Annotated in this window: 13 protein-coding genes; 1 reads left to right on the top strand and 12 read right to left on the bottom strand. The window is 61.4% G+C overall.

The features are described 5' to 3' along the window. Positions 1-87 precede the first annotated feature (87 nt). Genes VKS22_17490 through VKS22_17480 form a run of 3 tightly spaced genes read right to left on the bottom strand, consistent with a single transcriptional unit; the run spans position 88 to position 5,948 of the window. The gene (locus tag VKS22_17490) at positions 88-3,234 is read right to left on the bottom strand and encodes a CusA/CzcA family heavy metal efflux RND transporter (protein HLW72401.1); all 3,147 of its coding nucleotides are present in this window, start codon (positions 3,232-3,234) and stop codon (positions 88-90) included. Between the two features lie 9 nt (positions 3,235-3,243). Further along, positions 3,244-4,731: an efflux RND transporter periplasmic adaptor subunit gene (locus tag VKS22_17485; GenBank protein ID HLW72400.1), complete on the bottom strand. Its 1,488-nt coding sequence runs from the start codon at positions 4,729-4,731 to the stop codon at positions 3,244-3,246. Next, positions 4,728-5,948, bottom strand: coding sequence for a TolC family protein (locus VKS22_17480; GenBank protein HLW72399.1), 1,221 nt, complete (start codon positions 5,946-5,948; stop codon positions 4,728-4,730). Before VKS22_17480 ends, VKS22_17485 begins: the two co-directional genes overlap by 4 nt. Before the next feature lie 873 nt (positions 5,949-6,821). On the opposite strand from VKS22_17480, the gene VKS22_17475 reads away from it, so the two are divergent. Further along, on the top strand, positions 6,822-7,367 hold the full coding sequence (locus VKS22_17475; protein ID HLW72398.1) for a hypothetical protein: 546 nt from the start codon (positions 6,822-6,824) through the stop codon (positions 7,365-7,367). Positions 7,368-7,461: 94 nt separating this feature from the next. On the opposite strand, the gene VKS22_17470 is transcribed toward VKS22_17475, so the two are convergent. From VKS22_17470 to VKS22_17430, 9 genes are all read right to left on the bottom strand, one after another. Further along, positions 7,462-9,279: a hypothetical protein gene (locus tag VKS22_17470; GenBank protein HLW72397.1), complete on the bottom strand. Its 1,818-nt coding sequence runs from the start codon at positions 9,277-9,279 to the stop codon at positions 7,462-7,464. Further along, positions 9,272-10,039, bottom strand: a complete 768-nt coding sequence (locus VKS22_17465) for a hypothetical protein (GenBank protein HLW72396.1) — start codon at positions 10,037-10,039, stop codon at positions 9,272-9,274. Before VKS22_17465 ends, VKS22_17470 begins: the two co-directional genes overlap by 8 nt. Then, a complete protein-coding gene (locus VKS22_17460; GenBank protein HLW72395.1) occupies positions 10,032-10,568 on the bottom strand; it encodes a dual specificity protein phosphatase family protein in 537 nt (178 codons plus the stop codon). Before VKS22_17460 ends, VKS22_17465 begins: the two co-directional genes overlap by 8 nt. Positions 10,569-10,629: 61 nt before the next feature. Beyond that, a complete protein-coding gene (locus VKS22_17455; GenBank protein ID HLW72394.1) occupies positions 10,630-11,505 on the bottom strand; it encodes a hypothetical protein in 876 nt (291 codons plus the stop codon). Continuing rightward, positions 11,502-15,914: an AMP-binding protein gene (locus VKS22_17450; protein ID HLW72393.1), complete on the bottom strand. Its 4,413-nt coding sequence runs from the start codon at positions 15,912-15,914 to the stop codon at positions 11,502-11,504. The genes VKS22_17455 and VKS22_17450 overlap by 4 nt, the downstream gene beginning before the upstream one ends. Continuing rightward, positions 15,904-17,544: a lactate racemase domain-containing protein gene (locus VKS22_17445; GenBank protein HLW72392.1), complete on the bottom strand. Its 1,641-nt coding sequence runs from the start codon at positions 17,542-17,544 to the stop codon at positions 15,904-15,906. Before VKS22_17445 ends, VKS22_17450 begins: the two co-directional genes overlap by 11 nt. After that, positions 17,531-18,322 carry an HAD family phosphatase gene (locus VKS22_17440; GenBank protein ID HLW72391.1) on the bottom strand — a complete coding sequence of 264 codons (792 nt, stop codon included), beginning with the start codon at positions 18,320-18,322 and terminating at the stop codon, positions 17,531-17,533. The genes VKS22_17445 and VKS22_17440 overlap by 14 nt, the downstream gene beginning before the upstream one ends. A gap of 1 nt (position 18,323) precedes the next feature. After that, positions 18,324-18,956, bottom strand: a complete 633-nt coding sequence (locus VKS22_17435; protein ID HLW72390.1) for a helix-turn-helix domain-containing protein — start codon at positions 18,954-18,956, stop codon at positions 18,324-18,326. 129 nt (positions 18,957-19,085) lie between these two features. Then, positions 19,086-19,682 (bottom strand): hypothetical protein, encoded by a 597-nt coding sequence (locus tag VKS22_17430; GenBank protein ID HLW72389.1) that lies wholly within the window; start codon positions 19,680-19,682, stop codon positions 19,086-19,088. Positions 19,683-20,287: the final 605 nt, after the last annotated feature.

Below are 20,287 nucleotides of genomic sequence, written 5' to 3'. Positions count from 1 at the left end.
ACGAGCAGGCCAGTGGCGAGCTGCGTTAAGGCCTCAATCGAGGATGGTAAAGAAAGTGACGGATAGTCCTGCAGGGCTGCCAGTCCGCTAGAGCAGAACCCCTCGCTTCAGTGCGCGCTCCTTCATAATTGCGAAGAACACCGGCACCAGTATGAGGACGTGAATCGTCGAAGTGATCATGCCGCCGACGATTGGTGCGGCGATGGGCTTCATCACGTCGGAGCCGATGCCGCTCTCCCATAGAATGGGCGCGAGACTGAGCATCACGACGGCGACGGTCATCAGCTTCGGGCGCAGCCGTTGCACGGCGCCCTCAATGACCGCGGCCTCGACTCCCTCACGGGTAAGTTCGCCGGCAGCGATGTGCCGGTTTAGAGCTTCGTGGAGATAGATCACCATGACGACGCCAGTTTCGACTGCGATGCCAAAAAGCGCGATGTAGCCGACCCATACGGCGACGCTGAAGTTGAAACCCATCATGTACTGAAGCAACAGGCCGCCGGTCATCGCATACACAGTGGGAAGAATGAGTACGACCGATTCGGTCACCGACTGGAAGAGCATGTAGAGGAGAACAAAGATTAGACCGAAAACGATCGGCAGGATGACCATCAGGCGCTTTCGCGCGCGAAGTTGGAATTCATACTCTCCCGACCACTTGAGCGTATATCCGGCGGGAAGGTGTAGTTGCCGATCGAGCACGCGCTGAGCGTTGTCGACATAGCTGCCGTAATCCGTGGTGGCGAGGTCAATATAGACGTAGCCGGTCAACGAGCCATCTTCGTCACGTATCATCGACGGACCCGGACTTAAGGTGATACGCGCGACTTCGCCCAGCGGAATCTGCGCTCCGGTCGGTGTCATGATTAGTATTCGACGAAGCGCGCTCAGGTCGTTCCGGTAGTCCGCGAGATAGCGAACATTGATCGAGTAGCGTTCGCGCCCTTCGACGGTAGTCGCAATATTCTCACCGCCCATGCCCGAGCTGACGGCCCGCTGAACGTCGCCGACGGTCAGCCCATATCTGGCGGCGGTCGTGCGGTCCACGGCAACGTTGATGTAGAACCCCTGCGAGACTCGTTCGGCGAAAATTCCTCGCGTGCCCGGGACGGACCCGAGAATCTCTTCGATCTCAGAACCAATCTGTTGAATTCGGTCGACATCGGGACCCTGAATTTTAAGTCCGACGGGAGTTTTGATTCCGGTGAGCTCCATATCGAGCCGGTTCTCGACAGGCATAGTCCAGGAATTCGCCAGACCGGGAAAATGCAAGCGGGCGTCCATGTCAGCGATAAGCGAATCGTAGGTGATGCCCTTTCGCCACTGGGTACGCGGTTTGAGCATGATCGTCGTATCATACATGTCGAGCGGCGCGTTGTCGGTCGCGCTGTCTGAACGTCCGACGGAGCCGAATACGCTTTCGACTTCGGGAAACGAGCGGATGATCTGATCCTGCTTCTGCATCAGATCTACCGCCGACGTGATCGAAATTCCAGGAAGCGCAGTCGGCATGTAGAGACTCGAGCCCTCATATAGCGGTGGCATGAACTGACTACCGATCTTGAACAGGAGTGGAATCGTAAGCAGTAGGAAAATCAGATTGGCCGCGATCGTCAGGGCGCGATGATGCAGGCACCAGCGAATCACCGGCAAATAAATCTTCTGGAAGAAGCGCGAGATGGGGTTGTCCTCCTCGGGACGAAGGCGTTTGCCGCGGATGAATAGAACCATCAGCACCGGAACCACGGTAATCGCGAGAACTGAAGAAAACGCAATCGCAAAGGACTTCGTATAGGCCAGAGGCCGAAACATCCGTCCTTCCTGCGATTCGAGCAGGAACACCGGCAGGAACGAGACGACGATAATAATTAACGAGAAGAAGATCGGCCTGCCAACCTGCTTCGCGGCGGATAACAGGATTCGCTGCCGCTCGGGCTCGGTTGTCGACTCGTTTCGCGACGTGGCCTGGTGCTGCGCCTCCGACAAGTGCCGGTACCCATTCTCGACCATCACGATCGAGGCGTCGACCAGCACCCCTATCGCCAGCGCCAAACCGCCCAGCGACATGATGTTGGAGCTGATCTGGAGATAGTACATCGGGATAAACGTCGCGATGACTGCGATCGGCAGTGCGAGAATCGGAATTAGTGCCGAACGCAGGTGAAAGAGAAAAATGATGATCACGAGGCTGACGATAATGGCTTCTTCAATGAGATCGCGTTGCAGAGTGTTGATGGATGACTGAATGAGTCTCGAACGGTCGTAGCCGGCGACAATTTCAACACCTTGCGGCAGAGTCTTTTGAATCTGTGCGAGCTTGTGCTTGACGCCGTCGATGATGGTGAGGGCATTCTGCCCGTAGCGCATGACGACGATGCCGGCGACCGTCTCGCCGTCGCCGTTCCATTCGGCGGCGCCCTCGCGCAGATCAGGTCCGAGGCTGACCACGCCGAGGTCGCGAATCAACACAGGTGTGCCGTTATTGGTGGCGACTGAGATTTGTTCGAGATCTGCAACCGAATGAATATAGCCGAGGCCGCGGATCATGTAGTCCGCGCCCGACATCTCAAGCACGCGCCCACCAACTTCGCCGTTGCTGTCGCGGATTTTGTCGATCACCGTTTCCAGCGGGATCTTGAGCGCGAGCAGTCGATTCGGATCGAGCTTTACCTGGTACTGCTTTACGAAACCGCCGATAGTGGCGACTTCCGAAACCCCCGGCACGGTTTCGAGCGCATACCGCACGTTCCAATCCTGCAAGCTGCGGAGGTCGGCGAGACTGTGAGTATGACTTTTATCGACGAGAGCATATTCGTAGACCCAGCCCGCGCCGGTTGCGTCCGGGCCAATCACGGGATTTACACCCGAGGGCAGCTTGCCTGTAATCTGCTGTAGATATTCCAGCACGCGGCTCCGCGCCCAATAGATGTCGGTGCCGTCCTCGAAGACGACGAACACATACGAATCGTTGGGCATCGTCTGCGCGCGAACCGCCTTCACGTGCGGCGCGGCGAGCATCGCGGTGACGATAGGGTAGGTCACCTGGTCCTCGATGAGATTTGGCGGCTGCCCCATCCATTCTGTGTGAATGATCACCTGAACGTCGGAGATGTCCGGCAACGCATCGAGTGGGATTCGCTTGAGCGACCAGACGCCGCCGAGTACCAGAGCGATCACGCCTAAGAACAGAAGAAAGCGATTCGCATGGCACCAGTCGATAGTTCTTTCGATCATAGTACTTCCTCACATCGCCATGGAGCCGCCGGCTGACACGTCCATCTGCTTAGCGGCGATAGTGCTGCCGCCCTTCGACGCGGTGATAGTGAGACTCCAGGTGCCGCCGCTGGGCAAGTCGATATTCGCAGCGTAGGCGCCGTTTCCTTGATCCTGCGCGGCGCTCTGCGCGTGCATTGCGGCCATTCCCATCGCCGGCATCGCGGCCATGAAGAAAGAAATCGTCACTTGCGCGCCTGGGATTAGCGCTCCTTTGGAATCACGCAGCGTTACGCTCACTTTGTTGTGACCGCGAACCATAGGATTTGGGTCGCTCGTGAATTCGAGACTTGCCTCGGGCATGGCCGCGACCGCCTGACCAACTGCGTTCGCGCCCACACCCGGGGGAGGCGGCACGAAGGCGCCGGCGGCTGCCTGAAGTTGACTTTCCGAGTCGATCAGGAAATTTGCGGAACTGACGACCTGCTGACCCGGCGCGAGTCCTTTAAGCACGATGAATTGGTCGCCGACGTGCGGTCCCAACTCGACCTCGGCAGGTGTGAGATAACCTTCGCCACGATCGATGAAGGCGACGTTGTGCGTGCCCGTGCGTAGAACCGCCGTGTCAGGAATCACAGTGTGCGTGCCCATCGGGAGGTCGAGCGCGACGTGCGCGAACATCCCAGGCAGAAGTTGGCCCTTCGGATTGTAGAACTCGCATCGGACCCTGCCGGTGCGAGTCAGCGGATCGATCTGCGGCTGGATGAAATCGACGCGGCCGTCGAAGTTCGTGCCCGGATAGGCGTCGAGGGTGACGGTTGCCGGGTCGCCCGGACGGACCTTGCCGATCTCGTCCTGAAAAACGGCCGCATAGATCCACACCTTTGATAGATCGGTGATCGTGAACAGGCGCGTATCGGGTTGTACATACATGTTGGGCAGCGCGTTGCGCTCGACGATGTAACCGCTCATGGGCGAGTCGATCTCGACGGCGTGGCGGACCGTGCGCTCGCGTTCCAGGCGAGCGATCTCGCGCGGCGAAACTCCCCAGAGCTTAAGCCGCTCGGCCGCGGACTCGACTAGCGATGATGCGTCGGTAGTAACGTCAGCGATTGCGCTATTGCTCACCCGTTTGCGGGCGTCTATTGCGAGCAGATATTCGTTCTCGGTGCTCACCAGGTCCGGGCTGTAAATCGTAAACAGCGGCTGGCCGCGGCGGACGTATTGATAAGTCGAGTTCGCGAATACCTGTTCGATCCAACCGGCGAAGCGCGTCTGCACGTAACCTTGGAGCCGTTCATCAGCTTCGATGTTACCGGTGGTCTCCAGCCGATCGCTCACATCCTTTCGCACCACTGTCGCAAACTCGAGTCCAATCAATTGCCGGCGTTCGGGCGTGATCTGTATTGGCGCGAGCTGAGAGCCTGCTCCATGTGCGATTGGCGGTGCGAGCAACAGCAGGAATCCGAGCGCCAGGAAGCCAGTGCAGAGTCGCCATTGCGATGAGTTGTAATTCATTGTTGGTCACCGATTACCTGCTGGAGTTTGGCGATCGCGATTTCGTGGTCCGCGAGGCTGCGGTAGTACTCCTGCCGAAGGTTCTGTAAATCGAGCACCGACGAGAGCAATGTCTGGAAATCGACTTTGCCGACCCGATACGCGGCCATCGCCGAGGCTTGCGATGTTTCGGCCTGCGGAATCAGGCCGTCGCGATAGATCGACATGATTCGCTCCGCAGTGCGCATCGCTACCAGACTGCTTTCCGCGTCGGAAGAGACTTGCAGTTGGGTAGCGCGTGACTGGTCGCGCGCAGACTCAGCTTCGAATGCGGCCTGCTCGATCGCGGGCGTTTGCTTGCGCCAGAAATAGAGCGGGATTTTGGCGCCCAGATTCAGCATGTAGTAATCGTGGAATCCGGGCCCGGTTTTTTCGTACGTGTAGCCCACCGTGAAGTCCGGCCAGTATTCCTGATGCGCGAGCTTCAGGGCCTCCGTGCTGCGGGCTTCCATCGCGCGATCGGCTGCGAGGTCGGGGGAATCGCTGCCGACTAGCTGTGCGAGGTGCGCTGCGTCGATCTGCAGATGCGTCGGTGCGATGTCGCCGATTTCGATATTCTGCGAGTCCGGATCGCGCCCGAGCATCTGCTTGAGCGCGAGCTGTCCCTGGTCTTCCTCCTGATGATGTGTCGCGTGCTCCTTCTGGAGCTCGGTGGTCTGAAGCTGCGCCTTGATCAGGTCCTGCTGCAGACCCTCACCTACGCGATAGCGGGTTTCGGCGATCTGCTGGATCTGTTGAAGCTCGTCTTGATTGCGATCGAGAATCTTCAGTGTTTTCGCGTGATAGAACAGCTCGAAGTAGATCTCCTTGACCTTCTCCTCGACTTCGCGCTCCGCAGCCTCGTAGCGATGCCGGGCGTAGTCGGCATCTTTTTTTGCTTCGGATTTCTGCAGGCCGAGTTTGCCGGGACCCGGGATGTCCTGCGACACGCCAAAGCCGGTGTAGTAGAAGTCGCTGCTCTCATAACCCGAAAACGGTTGCGGGCTGCCGACCGTGAAGTGCTGAAGCGAGAATTCCGGATCAGGTAACGTCGCCGCCTGGATCGCGGCCTTGGTCTGAGCCTGCCAGTGAGTACGGGCCGCGAGCACGATCGGACTGCGGGAAAGCGCCTCTTTGACCAGCGATCGCAGTCGATCGGAACCGTCGGGTGGTTCGGCGCCGGCGCCCGACGGAGCCATCTCCCGCCGAACCGGCGGAGTGTCACTATTCTGCGCATATCCCGACCACGGAACGACAATCACGGTTGCGATCGCGCATAGGATAGCGATTAAATTTCGCGCCGCTCTACGGCGTGTATTGCTTTCGGACGGTTTCATAAATTCCAACCTTCCAGCCGCGAATGACTCAGGCGGCTACGTCTCGCCGATCTAAAATCCACAGTTTCAGCTACCGATCGAATCGGCAGATGTTTTCCGGACTACGCGACGGACAACGCGCGAGGCTCAGCGGCGGATGCGAGGCATCCGCGCTTCGACTCACACGCTCACGGAAGATTCAGATTTGCCGGGAACAGAGAAGTGCTAATGAAGCGCCACGATTGGGCGGCGAGTAGTCTCGAGCGACGACGATCGTTCTGGGGTGCGGAACCGCAATTGTCACCCAAGCTGCGGCTTTACTGCCGATCGAAGTGAAATGCTGCGCGTCGTTCGCTTGCATCGTGGCTCGATCTGGAACGCTCGGCCCCTGGCAGCAACTCAACTGATGAGCTGGTGGAGCGCTGCTCGAGCAGTTCGCGCCGCAGCACGCCGTCGTGGTCACCGCCATCGCCGACGGACCATTGGAGCCGAACGAAAGAAGTACAGCGATCAAAAGTGTCGTGAGGAATCGCACGCTCACCATCGTAACTGGGCTGCGCTGGACAGGCAATGACGAGACATCCGCCGTCAAAGCGAACTCTTGTAAACGACTCATCCTTTCGCGCCGTCAAATCCGTGATGGCGATTAAGCATCAAGAGCATTTGATCGTCATAACGCAACCTTGAAGGGTAGGAGGTAGTTCTATGGGTATGAGGATCAGAAGTGCAATCGCGAGAACGGCGGCGGCCGGGGCTTTGGTGATGGCGGCGGGGGCTGGATCGCACGCGTTGGCGGCGCCGTCCGGCAATATGAATTTGCGTACGGAAGGTTACGAGCTGATTACGCCAAGCGGAGGCGCGACGGAACGCATTGATGTCGACGCGATCGGGCAAGTGATCGCGGACACGTCAGGCAACTTTACTGGCGCGGAAAGTTTTACCGGAGTCAATTCCGCGCTGCCGCCGGGCAGCGAGGTCGAAGATGTTTGTTCCGGCACACTCGCGGGTACGATCACTGCGCCCGCCGGAGCGTTTGCCTCGGACTCGGGTGAGTTCACGCTGACCAGTACCTATACTCCGTCGAGCACGAGCACGGGAGTGTCATGCATTCCATCCACGGTCTCGATGTTGTGCAATCGGACATTGGTTGTAAAGAAAAACGCGAACGATCTCGACGCGGGTCAATACCACTGCCTGGTGACGGGCGTGACGGCCGGTTCGGGCGCTACGGCGACGATCGCCGGCGCCTCATTGCGCGGGTATATCGACAGCGTGTCAGGCAGCAATGCACCAACAAACTAGGTAATTCTTGCGGATGAGCGCTGAAAATCGGTTGCTCGATTGGTCCGCCGGAAACGGCGGGCCAATTCTTTTTTGGCCGCGGGAAACTTGTCATTTACTCTTCGTCGGGATCGAGCGTGCCTGAGTCCGGCTCGCCGGCGCGGCGCGAATACTCATACATGCCGACACCCGGTACGCCGTCGATAGTATAAGACGCGAAGCCCAGCGAAGTATGGATGCGGTCGCCGTCGGCTCCGGGCCGCGACAGGGTCATGAAGGTATCGGGCGACCCTTCGAGCGCGAGCGCGCCCGACCCGAGCGTGAGCAGCGCTGAGATTCTCTCCGGCGGTGTGTAGGGCGATGCGGATTCGAGTTCCAGATGGGCGCTCAGAACTTCAGTCCAAACCTCGGCGCGCCGCATATGCGCCGTCTGATCTGTTGTGCCGTCATCGAACTGGAGCTCGCGCAGTTCGAGCGCCTCGTGACCGTTCGGGCTCGGCACGCATACCCAAAGCATCCGCCGTGACGCGAATTTTTGCGGCCCCAGCCCGACGAAGGAGACACCAACGCGCGCAACGGCGTCGAGTTCGCGTTCGATGCCGTCGAGGATGACGGGCCCGCGCAGACGTCCGAAGCTCGAATGTGGTGGAACCGCCTGCGCCAACTGCACTGGCGTGAACGCCGCGCCGGGCGCCGGCTCAAGCAGAGCCTCAAGGTTGGCGAGCAGCTCGCCGAAGCATGGCGCACCGTCGCCGAAGTCAAGTGTAACGTCGACCGCCATCGTAGGATCGAGGCGGCCGCCCGCCAGCGCGCCCTCGACGCTCAGATAAGCGGTGCCGTCGTCCACGACCACCGCGGGTCCACGGAAGCGCAGACCACTCGTGCCCGGGTTCGCGTCGAGGGTAAGCGGCCCGAGGGAGACGCTGTTACCCACGCGTACTGCGCCGCCTTCGCCGGTGAAAAGTGCGACGCGGCGGCGCTCGAACAACATCATGATACGGCCGCCTGCGGCGCCCGGACCAAAATCGAAGCTCGCCATTCCGCCGAGGCCGTGCTTGACGTCGTAAAACTCAACGCCGATCCGATACGGCGGAGCGCTTGTGGATGCGCCGCGTGGCTTGCCCGGTTTGGCGGGAGGATTGTGACGCACGATCTCGATTGTGGAACGCGCCGAAGTCCCGTTGCGCGGGGCGCCGAAGCTCGCGGCAATTGCGTCAAGCGCGGCCTCGCGATGGGGCCCGGGCAGCCGCAGGGAAACCGCAAGTTCCAACTGCAGCGCGTCAATCCGTCCGGCCGCGGACAACTCGGCGAGCTCGCGCAGCGCCGGATTCTCGCTCACGGCATAGCGCGCGGTAAAAGCCTGCAACAGGTTTTGCGCTCCGCCACCGGGATAGCGCAAGCCAAAGGTCGGGGTGATCGCGGCGGCGCGCAGGCGGTTCGCCAACGCCACCGCCGGACCGCGGATAAAATCGTCACTGGCCGAAACGTGCGCAGCGCGCGGCGCTCGCAGGCGGCCCTGGATTTCGCGCAAGCCGAAACCGAAATCGACGCGCGGCTCGATAATGTTCCAGCCGTGAATCAGCAGGACGGTCGCGTGGCCGCGACGCGCCACGATCTGCGCAACGCGTTCTGCTATTGCGTCCAACAACCAAGGCTCGCGCGCGAGCAATTGGGACAAGCGATTGCAGTCGAGTTCGTTGCGATCCATGCCGGAATTGATGATCGCGTTGGCCTTGAGGCGCGCAGCGAGTTCGCGGGTGATCGCGGCGGTCTCGAGATCGTTGACCTTAGGGTGCAGCGTTGCGCGCGCCGCGGCGCCGGCGCGGCCGCCATGAGGTGCAATCAGCAAAATCGGCGCCTCGCCGCGGCTAACCTCCAGCCACGGCGCCGGCGAATGGAAGGGCGGGGTGAACGCGGCGGTCACATCATTCACTTATAACCCCAAGGCTGACGTGAGTGACGCGAGCCGTGCGGATTTGCAGCACTAATGACATCACGAAGTAGTAGACGACGAAGGCGACCGAGGTGTAAAGCAAAATGCGGTTGTACGCCGGCATCTCGAGCAGCAAGGCGACGGTCGCAATAGCCCAAATCACGGCGAAGCTGAGTGTCAGCGGTCGCATTGGTATTGTACGGTTCGGATAGATGAACTTGATCGGCGCGAAGACCATCAGCGCGAGAATCGCGACGACCAGAGTGTTAAGGATCGTTGGCCAGGCGAACACAAACAGGTAGAACGCCGCCAGATTCCAATATGAGGGAAATCCGCGAAAGTAGTGATCGGCGGTCTTGGCGTCGATGCGGCAAAAGCCATACGCGCTGGCGAGTGTCACAAAAGCGGCGACGCCGAGTCCAGCGAGGCCCGGTTCCAGCAGACTGGCGCGGAGCATCAGGAAGGCAGGCGCCGCGACATAGTTCAGATAGTCGACGATGTTATCGAGCAGTGCGCCATCGAAGAGCGGTAGCTGCTCGCGAATCTCAACGGCGCGGGCCAGCGGCCCGTCAGTCGCGTCGATCACAAGCGCAAAAGCCATCGCAATAAAGGCCGCGCGAAACTCGCTGTTCGCGGTATAGCGGAAAGTGAACAGAGCGGCGACGGCGCCGGATGCGGTGTACAGATGAATCAGCCACGCGCAGTAGCGAAGCCGAGTTCGATTCCGCACGGCCATTGCGATCGCTGGTTCGTCAGTCATCCGGCCGCAGATGGCGCGGTCCGAAGTGTCCCTCAAGCACCGTCATAAACGGACCGCAGGGCCGGCGGCGTTTGAAATAGGTCATCGCTTCATCGAGTGACCAGCGCTGACTCTCGTGTAGCCAGCCGATCGCTACGGTGGGCGCCCGATTCACGCCGCCGTTGCAATGCAAAAAGACCCGCTCGCCGGCTTCGATCAAAGCGGCGAGCGCGTGCAATGCCGGCGCGAGACGCACGGCCATGTCGTCGGCGCTGCCGTCGTGGATGGGCGTATGCACGAACTTGAGGCCCAGGCGATCGCATTCACTGCGCAATTCCGCGGCGTCGAGGCCGTTGATTTGGAGGTCGATGTCGTCCTGCAAATTGTGGATCGCAGTGACGCCAAACTCGCTCCGCAACCAGGGCAAATCCTCGAGGCGAGGATATTCGCCGACCAGCAGATGCTCGGTGATCTCACTGACGGACGGGCGCGAAAAGCGGCCGCGCATCGAGTGCGGTCCATCGTCGGGTCGGCGATTCCACCAATCCATTGGGGAATCTTATCCTGCGCGACGCGAATGAAAGAAGCGTGTCCCTGTAGTGTGCGGCAGCTCAGCTACAGAGCAACGGCTCGCCGGCCTGATTCCACTCGAACAGCCAGATCGAGGCAAGGACCGTGGCGCCGTCGGCGAGCTGCCTGGCGACCATCAGGCCCTCGCGCGTGATGAGCGCGTCGGTAAAGGCTGTGCGGTTGGTGGTGGCGGCGCGCACGATCTGATCTGCGGCTATCGTCGATTGCACCAGCGAGTTCGATTGTTGGAGTTCAGCAATCACCGCGGACCAAACCGAGGTGATCGGTTCCGCATGAATTTGTCCTGAGTCCATCGTCTCGAAATCCGCAACGCGATAATCCACTGACGATTCCAGCCGATGATGCGATCCGCGATCGGCTGCGGTGTAGCCATCGAAGAACTTCGTCGTGTGCAACGGCTGGCTCGCGTCGCCGACGTAATGCGCGAGGTAACCGGCGTGACGCAGTATCATCGCGCAATCACCGCCGCGCCAGGCGGCCGTCATCTGCGCGGCCTCGTCCTCGATTGCCCACGGCAGCGTACCGGAGCGCTCCAGAGTTGCGACGCCGACCTCGCGCTGCATCGTGGCGAAATTCGGCGTCAGGCGGGCAAACGGATCTGCGCCGAAGTTCTCAAGATCGATGTAATGGCGACGCCCTTCCGCATCGCCATAGAGCGGCCGCAAGACGGTATCCGGCTCGACCGCGAATTCCTGAAGTTGCAGCGAGTTCTGCGCGAAAGCAGTCTTGACCACGCCGGACGGCAGGCCTCCGAGCGCGAGCCGCACAATAAGTTTATGCGTGCGGGAGTCCCATGAATAAGCGGGCGACACGTGGCTGAGCCACAGAATCGGCGAGAGGGAAAGGACGAGCAACGCTGCGCCCGAGCGCCGGAGGCCGCGGGTTTGGCGCGTCATCCCTTGGCTCTTTGCCGCGCGCCGCCGGAGCGATGCGATCCTTTGTGGGCACTCGTCGTGAGGGAGGTTTGCGCGCTCGGCACGAGTCGGCGCGGCGCGTTGTCGGTCAGGCCGAGCACCGCGCTGCGCATATAGTCGGCGAGCTTGCGATAAGCGCCGGCGCCTACGGCGTCCGCGGCTAACGCGCGCAGCTGGGCGCTGGCGATCACGGCGCCGATGCGCACTTCGACTGGAGCGCGGCGCGGAATCAGGCTGCCCTTGCCGAGCACGCGATGGGTCCCGCTGATGCGGATGGGCAGAATGTCGCAACCGCCGTGCAGCGCCAGGTAACCGGCGCCACTCTTGAAATCATGGACGGCACCGTCGGGTGAGCGGGTGCCTTCGGGGAACATCAGGACACTGCGGCCACGGCGAAGTTCCGCGAGGGCTTCGTCCAGCGATTCGAGCTGGGCGCGCTCGCGATCGAACGGGATGAGACGCGTGAAATTAGTCGCGATGAAACGCCGCATGCCGTTGTTGAAAAAATAATCCTTCGCCGCCAGGACGACGAGGTCGCGCCCCTGTGCACCCATCGCATAACTCACGAGCCCGAAATCGACGTGGCTCGAATGATTGGCGACCACCAGGAGGTTGCGATTAGCCGGGATATTGCCGCGGCCCATCACGAGCGGCTTGAGCCAGCCGTCGAAGGCCGCGTTGAGTGAGCCGCGCACCGCAGCCTCGCCAAGACGGCGGAGCGCTTCGGGCAGCGCAAAGGTGTAAGGGCGCGCGAAACGCGCGTAGGAAGGCAGGCGCGGGCGGTTCTGCCCCTCGTCCAGCAGCCTTTGCAAGTCGTCGATAGTGCTCAGGTTCGCGAGCTGATCGGCGCTCAGCTCGTGGCCGGCCTTCGCGGCGATATGCTCGGCAAGTTCGGCGAGCGCCAGTGAATCGAGGCCGAGATCTTCGGTCAGGCGCGTCGCCGGCGTGAGGTCCGGCGCGCCGCTCGCGACCTGTTGCAAGGCCTGCGCGAGCCAGGGCGTGATCTCCTCGCTGACCGTAGCGCGCTCACCCGCATCACTGCGCAGCATCTTCTCAAGCGCAGTCGCCGCCTCAGCGCGTTTGATTTTGCGCGTGCGCGTGCGCGGCAGCTCGATATCGGTGAAGCGCAGAATCCTGATGCGCTTGTGGGCGTTCAACGTCGCGCTGACCTTGTCGAAGTGCTCGCGCAGTCGATCTTCGACCGCGCGGCGGCTTTCTCCGCGTGCGTAGGCGGGCACGACGAGGGCGGCGACCTGCTCGCCCTGCGCCACTTTCAAGCCGACGACCGCCATCTCTTTGATATACTGCGAGTGGCCGTAAACTTCTTCGAGCTCGTCGATGTAGATATTATTGCCACCCGAATCGACGATCACGTCCTTGGCGCGCCCAACGATATAGAGGCGGCCGTCGGCGTCGAGCCGGCCGAGGTCGCCGGTATGCAGCCAGCCGTCGCGGATTACCTCCGCGGTCGCCGCCGAGTTGCGGTAGTAGCCGCTCATGACGTTGCCGCCGCGGGCCACAACTTCGCCGACGCCACTCTCGTCGGCGGCGTCAAGCCGCAGCTCGACTCCGCCGAGCGGTTTGCCGACGGAGCCGGCGACGAGGTCGTCGTCGGGCCGTGCGACGCACAGCACGGGCGCCGATTCCGTCAGGCCGTAGCCTTCGAGCAGCTTGATCCCGAGATCGCCGAAAAACTGCGCGACGCGCTGCGGCAAGGCCGCGCCGCCGCTCACCGCGAGCCGCAGCCGCCCGCCGAGGGCGGTATGCGCCTGGCGGAAAATCACGCTGCCGAGGTTGACGTGATAGCCCGTATCGAGTGCGCGGTTAAATTCCCGCAGACGCGTGAAGGCGGCGGCAAAGAACGGACCGTGCGCGTCGACCTCGTCAACGATTCGACGATGGACAGCCTCCCACAGCGCAGGCACCGCGATCAGCGCCGTCGGTCGTACGTCGGCGAGGGTTCGTGAGAGGCTCGCCGCATCCACTCCCAGCGGATAGACAATCCGCGCGCCACTCGCGAGCGGCAGGAGCATCCCACAGGTGAACTCGAAAGTATGATGAAGCGGCAGCAACGACAGCACGGTATCGCTGCCGTCGAGCGCGAACACCCGCCCGAGCATCATGACCTCGGCGGTGAAGTTGCCATGCGAGAGCATCACGCCCTTGGGCGCGCCGGTAGTACCGGAGGTAAAGACGATCGAGGCAAGCGTCTTGCGTTCAAGCTTGAGCGGCGCTTCGGCCTTGCCCTTGAGCATAAAGGGACGCCGCAGTTCGTCCAACGCGATCCCTTCGATTCCAGGCGTCACCACACTCACGCTACTACCGAGTCGTTTGGCGCACGCCGTCGAAAGCAGCGCCGCGCTTGGTTCGGCAATCCGCGCGATCGGCTCGAGTTCCTCAGCCGAGATCAGATGATCGAGCGGCACGGCGACCGCACCCGCATAGAGGATCGCGAAATAAGCGATTACCCAGTCCGGCGAGTTCTCGCTAATCAGCAGAACGCGATCGCCCGGCTTTATCCCACGCGTGCGCAGCAGCAAACTCGCGCGAAATGCCGCGTCGCGCAGTTCACGGTAGGTGAACAGGCTTTGCTGCGTCGATCCAACTCGCGCTTCGAGCGCAGGACGGGCGCCGTAGCGTTCGGCGGCGCGATCGAGCATTTCGACCAGGGTTTTGTGTCGCAGCAGCGAACGCGGACGGCTGCGCGTATGCAGATCGAGTTGTGGGAAAATGTGCTGCCGCAGGCCCGGCAGATGAATTTCGATCCAGTAATTCTTCCAGTCAATCAGGTCGGGCCGATAGGGATGACGCTCGGCATCGGCCGGCGTCAGGTTTTTATAAAGCTCGCGAATGTTGCGGCCATGAAAGACATAGACGAGGTCCTGAATGTAGGGACGGTAAACGTCAACCAGCGAGCGCGCGAGCTCGGCATTATCCGCGACGCTGTCGATCCGTCGCTCGAAGCCGCGCGCCGCCGACGATTCCGGACCCAGCAGAGTCTTGGCCAGCGCGGCCGTATGCTTGAGCACCGCCGGCAGCGTTTTGCTCGCAAGCTCGTAGGTGTTTTGCGAGACCACCACGGCTTCGAGATGCGCGGCCAGCTTGCCCATCGGACCGCCGCCCCGCCGGCGATGATCGAGGCGATTGCCGAGCGCGGTCAGTTCGACCAGCCGCCGCATCGGCAGCGGATTAACGTCCGACGTGCAGAGCTGATAAATCGGCTGATGCCGCCGCGCAATCAGCGCCGCCAGAATCGGGACCATCGCGTGTGCGGCGAGATCGACCGGCAGCACGTCGAGCACCAGCTTGGCTTCCGCCGGATAGAAGCGGTAGCCGCGGCCGGCCATGTACGTGAGCGGCGCGCTGGTATTAACGCCCTGATTCCAGCCAGGAATCGGATCGCGCAAGGCGCCCTCGATTACCGAGGGGCGCGCGACCGTAACTGCGATTTCGTCGCTGGCGGCGAGCACGAGTTGCTCGCCGATACTCTTCGTGTAGCTGTAAGTATTCGGCCAGCCCCAGCCGAGCGCGCGCTCGCGCCCGACCTGCTTGAGCCGCTCCTCAACCCACTGCTTGCGCCGCGATTCGTTGGCGCGCAGATGGGTGTCGTCGTCCGCAGGTTCGGCGCCGTCGCGGGAGGTTGCTGCAAATTCGGCTTGATGAGCATGATCGCGCGACTCCGACTCGATCCGCTCGCACGCGGCCAGCGCGTCGCGGACTTCGCGCTTGAGATTGAAATCGCGCCCGTTGCGCGGGGCCCAATCCGTCGGAACATCGTCTTCGTAGCGATGGCCGTCGGCGGCGCCGGCCGCGTAGCAGGTCGAGACGTGCAGCAGAGCAGCCGACCGCTGACGGCAGAAATCGATTACGTGATTGACGCCCGTCACGTTGATCGCGAGGGCTTTTTCGAGCGAGGCTTCGAAATTCACCAGTCCCGCGCAATGCACCACGGCGTCCAGCCGCGTATCGCCCAACAGCTCGGCGCCGTCAGTGATCAGGCCGGGCTCGGTGATGTCGCCGGCGACGACCACGACGCGCTGTTCGACAAAGCGATCAAACCGCGCCCCGAGATATTCGCGCAGCGGCCCGAGCGCGGGCGATTCAAGAATCTCCCGCTGGAAACGCAGCCGGCTGGATTTGCGATCGCCGCGAATCAACAGAAAGATGCGCTCGATCTCCGGATGGTGGCGTAGCAGAATCGCCAGCAGGACCTTGCCGAGAAAGCCGGTGCCGCCGGTAATGAAAATGCGCCGCTTGCGCAGGATGGTTTCGAGCGGAGGTATCGGGCCCCCAAGCACAGGACTGATCCCGTTCGGCGGCCTGATCCCGTTTGCCGGCTTGCTTCCGCTCGCCGGCACGTTGCCGTTGCGTATGCCGTGGCTATTCGACATCGGCCATCACCAAGGGGGGTAGGTGCAGATACGTGATGGAGGCGGAGCGCCCGTGATCTGCGGTCGCCATCGCGATCGCTTCGTCGAGCGTGTCAGCCGCCTCCCAACCGAGGCGCGCCGCCACTTCCGGCTCCTCGCAGCCGGCCGCAATTACGCGTCCGCAATGCTGGCGCGCGGGCTCGCCCCAATACCACATGTAGAACGGGTGAACGCCGTGATAGGCGTTGCCGTAGCGATACATATGCGTGTACGTCGGATTGTGCGCGAACTCCTGCTCGAACTGCTGCTCGAGCTCGACCGCATCGGCGGTTTCGCTGAGGCAGCGATGGAAAAATTCGATGTAGCTCGGATGATGCTCCGGATGAAACTCGTCGCGCAGCGGATGACAAATGATCATCGTGCCGCCTGGCTTCACCAGCGGTTTGTTGCGGAACATGTTGAACAGATAACCGAGCCCGGTGCACTGCACGAGCACCGGGTTCATGATCGAATTTACGTTGTAGGGGCAGATGTACGGGACACCGACGATCAGGACGTCGGACTGGCCCTTGACCGGCACCGCGTATTGCTGAAAAACCCGCGCGAGCGCCTGCTGATGCACCGCTTCGGTCTCGCCCGCCCACACCCCCGTCATGCCGTAAGGCGCGGCGTACTGATGGAGCATCTGGCGGCGCAGATCGTTGGACATCGCGCCGAGCGTCCAGCGAAAACCCTTGAGCCGCATCCGGTCCCAGTCGGTAAAGCGGTCTTCGTTCTTCTGCAGAAAATCGAGCATCCCGCCATACATCTGCGTGTTGACTGCGGTCTCGATCGAAAAGACGTTGAGTTGATCGTTGATCAGCTTGCCCATCCGATTGGCCGAGCTGTGCAAGGCTGAACGCGTCGGATCCATGTAAGAGTGGCAATCGCGCAGGGTTGCCGGGTTGTGATGGTGGCGCAGGCTCTGATACGGCGCGAGTCCGACCGCGACCGATTTGTGCCCGCCGTCCATCGGCACGAGGTTGAGGTTCAGGTAGATCACGAGGTTGGACTCAGCCGCGCGACGCGACAGCCAGACCTCTTCGCCGTGATCGGTCTTGCCCATTTTGATGATCTCGGCGCGGTTCTCGGCGTCGAAATTATAGAGCCGCTCGGGCCAGAACTGCCTGAAAGCGCGCTCGCCGACCATCCGGCGGATTTCGCCTTCGGTCATTCGCCGATGGAGTGACGTCGCAATAATCAGATGAACGTCATCGACGCCGTAATCGGCGAGCGTCTGCAGCACCGCGTTGAGCAGGCGCTCACGGATGTCCGGCCGCCGCATCGGCGGCAGCGGCAGACTGATGTCATCGATCGCGATCGTTACGCGCATGTTCGGATTGAGCTGCGCGAACAGCGGGTCGGCATTCAACGGCCGCAGCAGCGCATAGCGGATCGCGGCGTCGGGGTCGGGCAGGGCGTCAAGCGGCGGCGGCGGATAGATCACGCGGGTTCCCGCAGGCAGCTTCTCGTACATGAAATCGTCGCCATAGGAGATCAGGCGCGGCGCCGAGCGCCGGTTCAGCGTGACTACCAGGTCGCGCCGCGCGCCGACTTCGTGCTGCAAATCTGCGGGCTTGAGTTCTTTGAGCTTGGCTTCAGGCCGCGCCATCAAGTCTTCTCCAAATCCAGTTTTCAGTGCGCGCGCGCAGTTCCTGAACAAGCGTCGCGCGCTCGCTCTTGTGGCCGAAACGGACCACCGGCCATTGGCGGCTGTGCGCGGTCGCGGCCAGCCGATGATCCGGATTGACGGCCACCGGATGACCCATGGCGGCCAGGAACGGCAGGTCGTAGTACGAGTCGGCGTAGCCCCAGCAGTTGGCGAGGTCGAGCTGATTCGCGGCGGCGTATTGCACGGACCAGGCCGCTTTTTCGTCTCCGGCCATGACCGGCGCACGCAGGCGGCCGGTGGCGAGGCCGCGATTGTAGGCGAGGCGGTTGGCGGCGATGTGAGGGATGTCAAGCCGGCGGGCCAGCGGTGCGGCGACGAAGTCCGGCGAGCCGGTCACGAGCACCGGCGCAATGCCCTCCGCGCGGTTCGCCTCGATCATCGCGCGGGCCTCGGGATAGAGGTTCTTCATCAGGATGTTCGCGCAATACTCGTCACCGAGTTCCTCAAGGCGGTCCCGCGAGACGCCCTTGAAGAGCTCGAACAGCACCACATTGAGGAGATGGCGATCGCGCTTTTCGGCAAAATAAAGGGCAGGAACGCGGCCCGCGAAATTTAGCAGATAGCCCGCCCGCCCCGTCCACTCACCCAGGTTAGCGAAAAAGTAGAGCGTCAGGTGCATGAGGTTGAGGCTGGCGAGCGTGCCGTCGAGGTCGTAGAAGGCGACCCGCTTGGCCGCCGCGCGCCCGTTTTTTGCCCGAATCGATCGTTGTACTGACATGTCAGTCTAGTCCGCGCCCGAAAGAAGCCTCGTCGGCGGCGAAGCCAAGCAGTTCGGGACGCCCGACGCCGCGGATGCCGAAGTCGAGAATCTCTTCTGCCAGCGGCCCGATATCGCGCCGCCGCGCACGCGACGCCTGCGCCACGACCTCTTTGATTCCGCCCAGGATGCAAAAGGCGGCGACCCGCGTATCGCATCGCCGCACCAGGTTCATCTCGATTCCAAGGTCGAGCGAGCGCTGAATCTGGTCGATGACGCGTTCGTAGAAATCGATAATCCGCAGATCGAGATCGCGGTCAAAGCCCATCGCGTGATTGAGCAGAATATCGGTCAGCTCGCGTTCGGCGAGCACCAGCCCGAGGACTCGCCGGAGATTGGCGCGGAGCTGTTCGATCGGATCGGGCTCACCCGGTCCCAAACGCAAACGCTGGATCCGCAGGCGCAACTCGCCGAGGACCTGCCCGAGCAGCTCCTCGAAAAGGTCGCGCTTGTTGTCGAAATAGAGATAGAAGGTGCCGCGAGCGATGCGCGCGCGGGCGATAATCTCCGAGATATTGGTGCGATGATAGCCCTTGCGGGCAAATATCCGCTTGGCGTGACGCAGCACCTGCTCTCGCCGAGCCTGTTTTTCCATCTGGATGCGTACCTGCCTCAGAGAATAATTTTTACCTAGGAAGCCTGTCAAACCGCTCGCGCCGCGCAGCGAGCATTTATGCACAACCGCCTCACGACTCAGCGGTTTCCGACAGCCGCGTCACGCCGCTCACTTGGGCGTCGGCGTCGAAGTCGGCAGTTGCGGACAGGGTGTCGCAGTCGAGCAATCGACCGGCGTGGAGCTCGCGCATGTGGGATCGCTCTGGGGGCACTGCACCCATAGCCCGATGGTCAAACTGCTAACTGAGCCGATCGACGCATTAACGCAGTAGCAGCCTTGCTGCAGACCGATGAAGAGGCCATCCGGCTGTAACTCAACTCCCGGCGGAAAGCCCCACACGACCTGGGTGTCATTCGTGAAATCGTGGAACAGTTTCTTGCCCTTACCGAGGGAATTTTGACTGACCGCGCCCTGCAGATTAAATTGGAAGCCATTAACCGGAACCGCCGTAGGCGAGACAAAGACTGTTGGCACTGGACTACACATCGGAGTGGGCGTCTTTTTCGGCCTCTTGGTGTTGGTTGGAACGGGCGTCGGCGTGATCGTCGGGCCTATCCCGGGACAGATCGCCAGGCTAAACAGGGCAAACGGCAGACCCTGGCTGGTCGTGGTGGTTGTACTACCGCCGCCGCAGCTCAATAGAAGCGCCGCCGCGAGAAAAGCGAGCACAGGCGCCAACACAATCGATCGTCGTAGCCAGATCATCAAGCCTTGAACCTTGACGACGCCATTCGGTCAAGTCAAGCGTTTGGGCGGCGAAAGGCGCGAGTGTCCCGAAAGTGGTCTCGACCAAAAAAGGAATTATTACAGACTTGACACCACGACCATAATAGCTGCCAAAGTGAAGAATTTCACCCTAAGCAACCGTCACATTATTTAGGAGTGTGCATTGTGTCTTTCTTGATGCGTTTGGTCGCTTTTTTCCGCTTCGCTGGATTGATCGGTGGTGTGCGGACTAGTCGCGTTAGCGCTTGCTCGAACGTAAGCGGGTGGAGTGAGATGGGCTTATCTTCTTCTTTGCGCATAGGTCATTACTCGTGTGACTTTAGATCGTTGGTGGCGTCGGCAGCAGCCCAAAAGGGACCGTTTCCGGGGCGATCTGCGAATTGTCGGGGAAGCTTACAAACGCATTTTTCGGATAAGGTCGAAGAACAGCTAGGCCCGTCAAGTGGTAGTGTCGGGAAGTTGGTGGAAAAGTGAAAAGGCGTCAAGATCCGGCGAGTTGAGCCACAACTCACACCCGCTAGGCGGCGGGTGCCGGAGGATGACGCCATGGAAAGCGATAGCAGGGATGGAGGAGCAGGGAAAGC

It is taken from the genome of Candidatus Binataceae bacterium (genome assembly GCA_035308025.1).
GTDB lineage: Bacteria > Desulfobacterota > Binatia > Binatales > Binataceae > JAJPHI01.
This window is presented reverse-complemented; position numbering and strand designations above follow the sequence as displayed.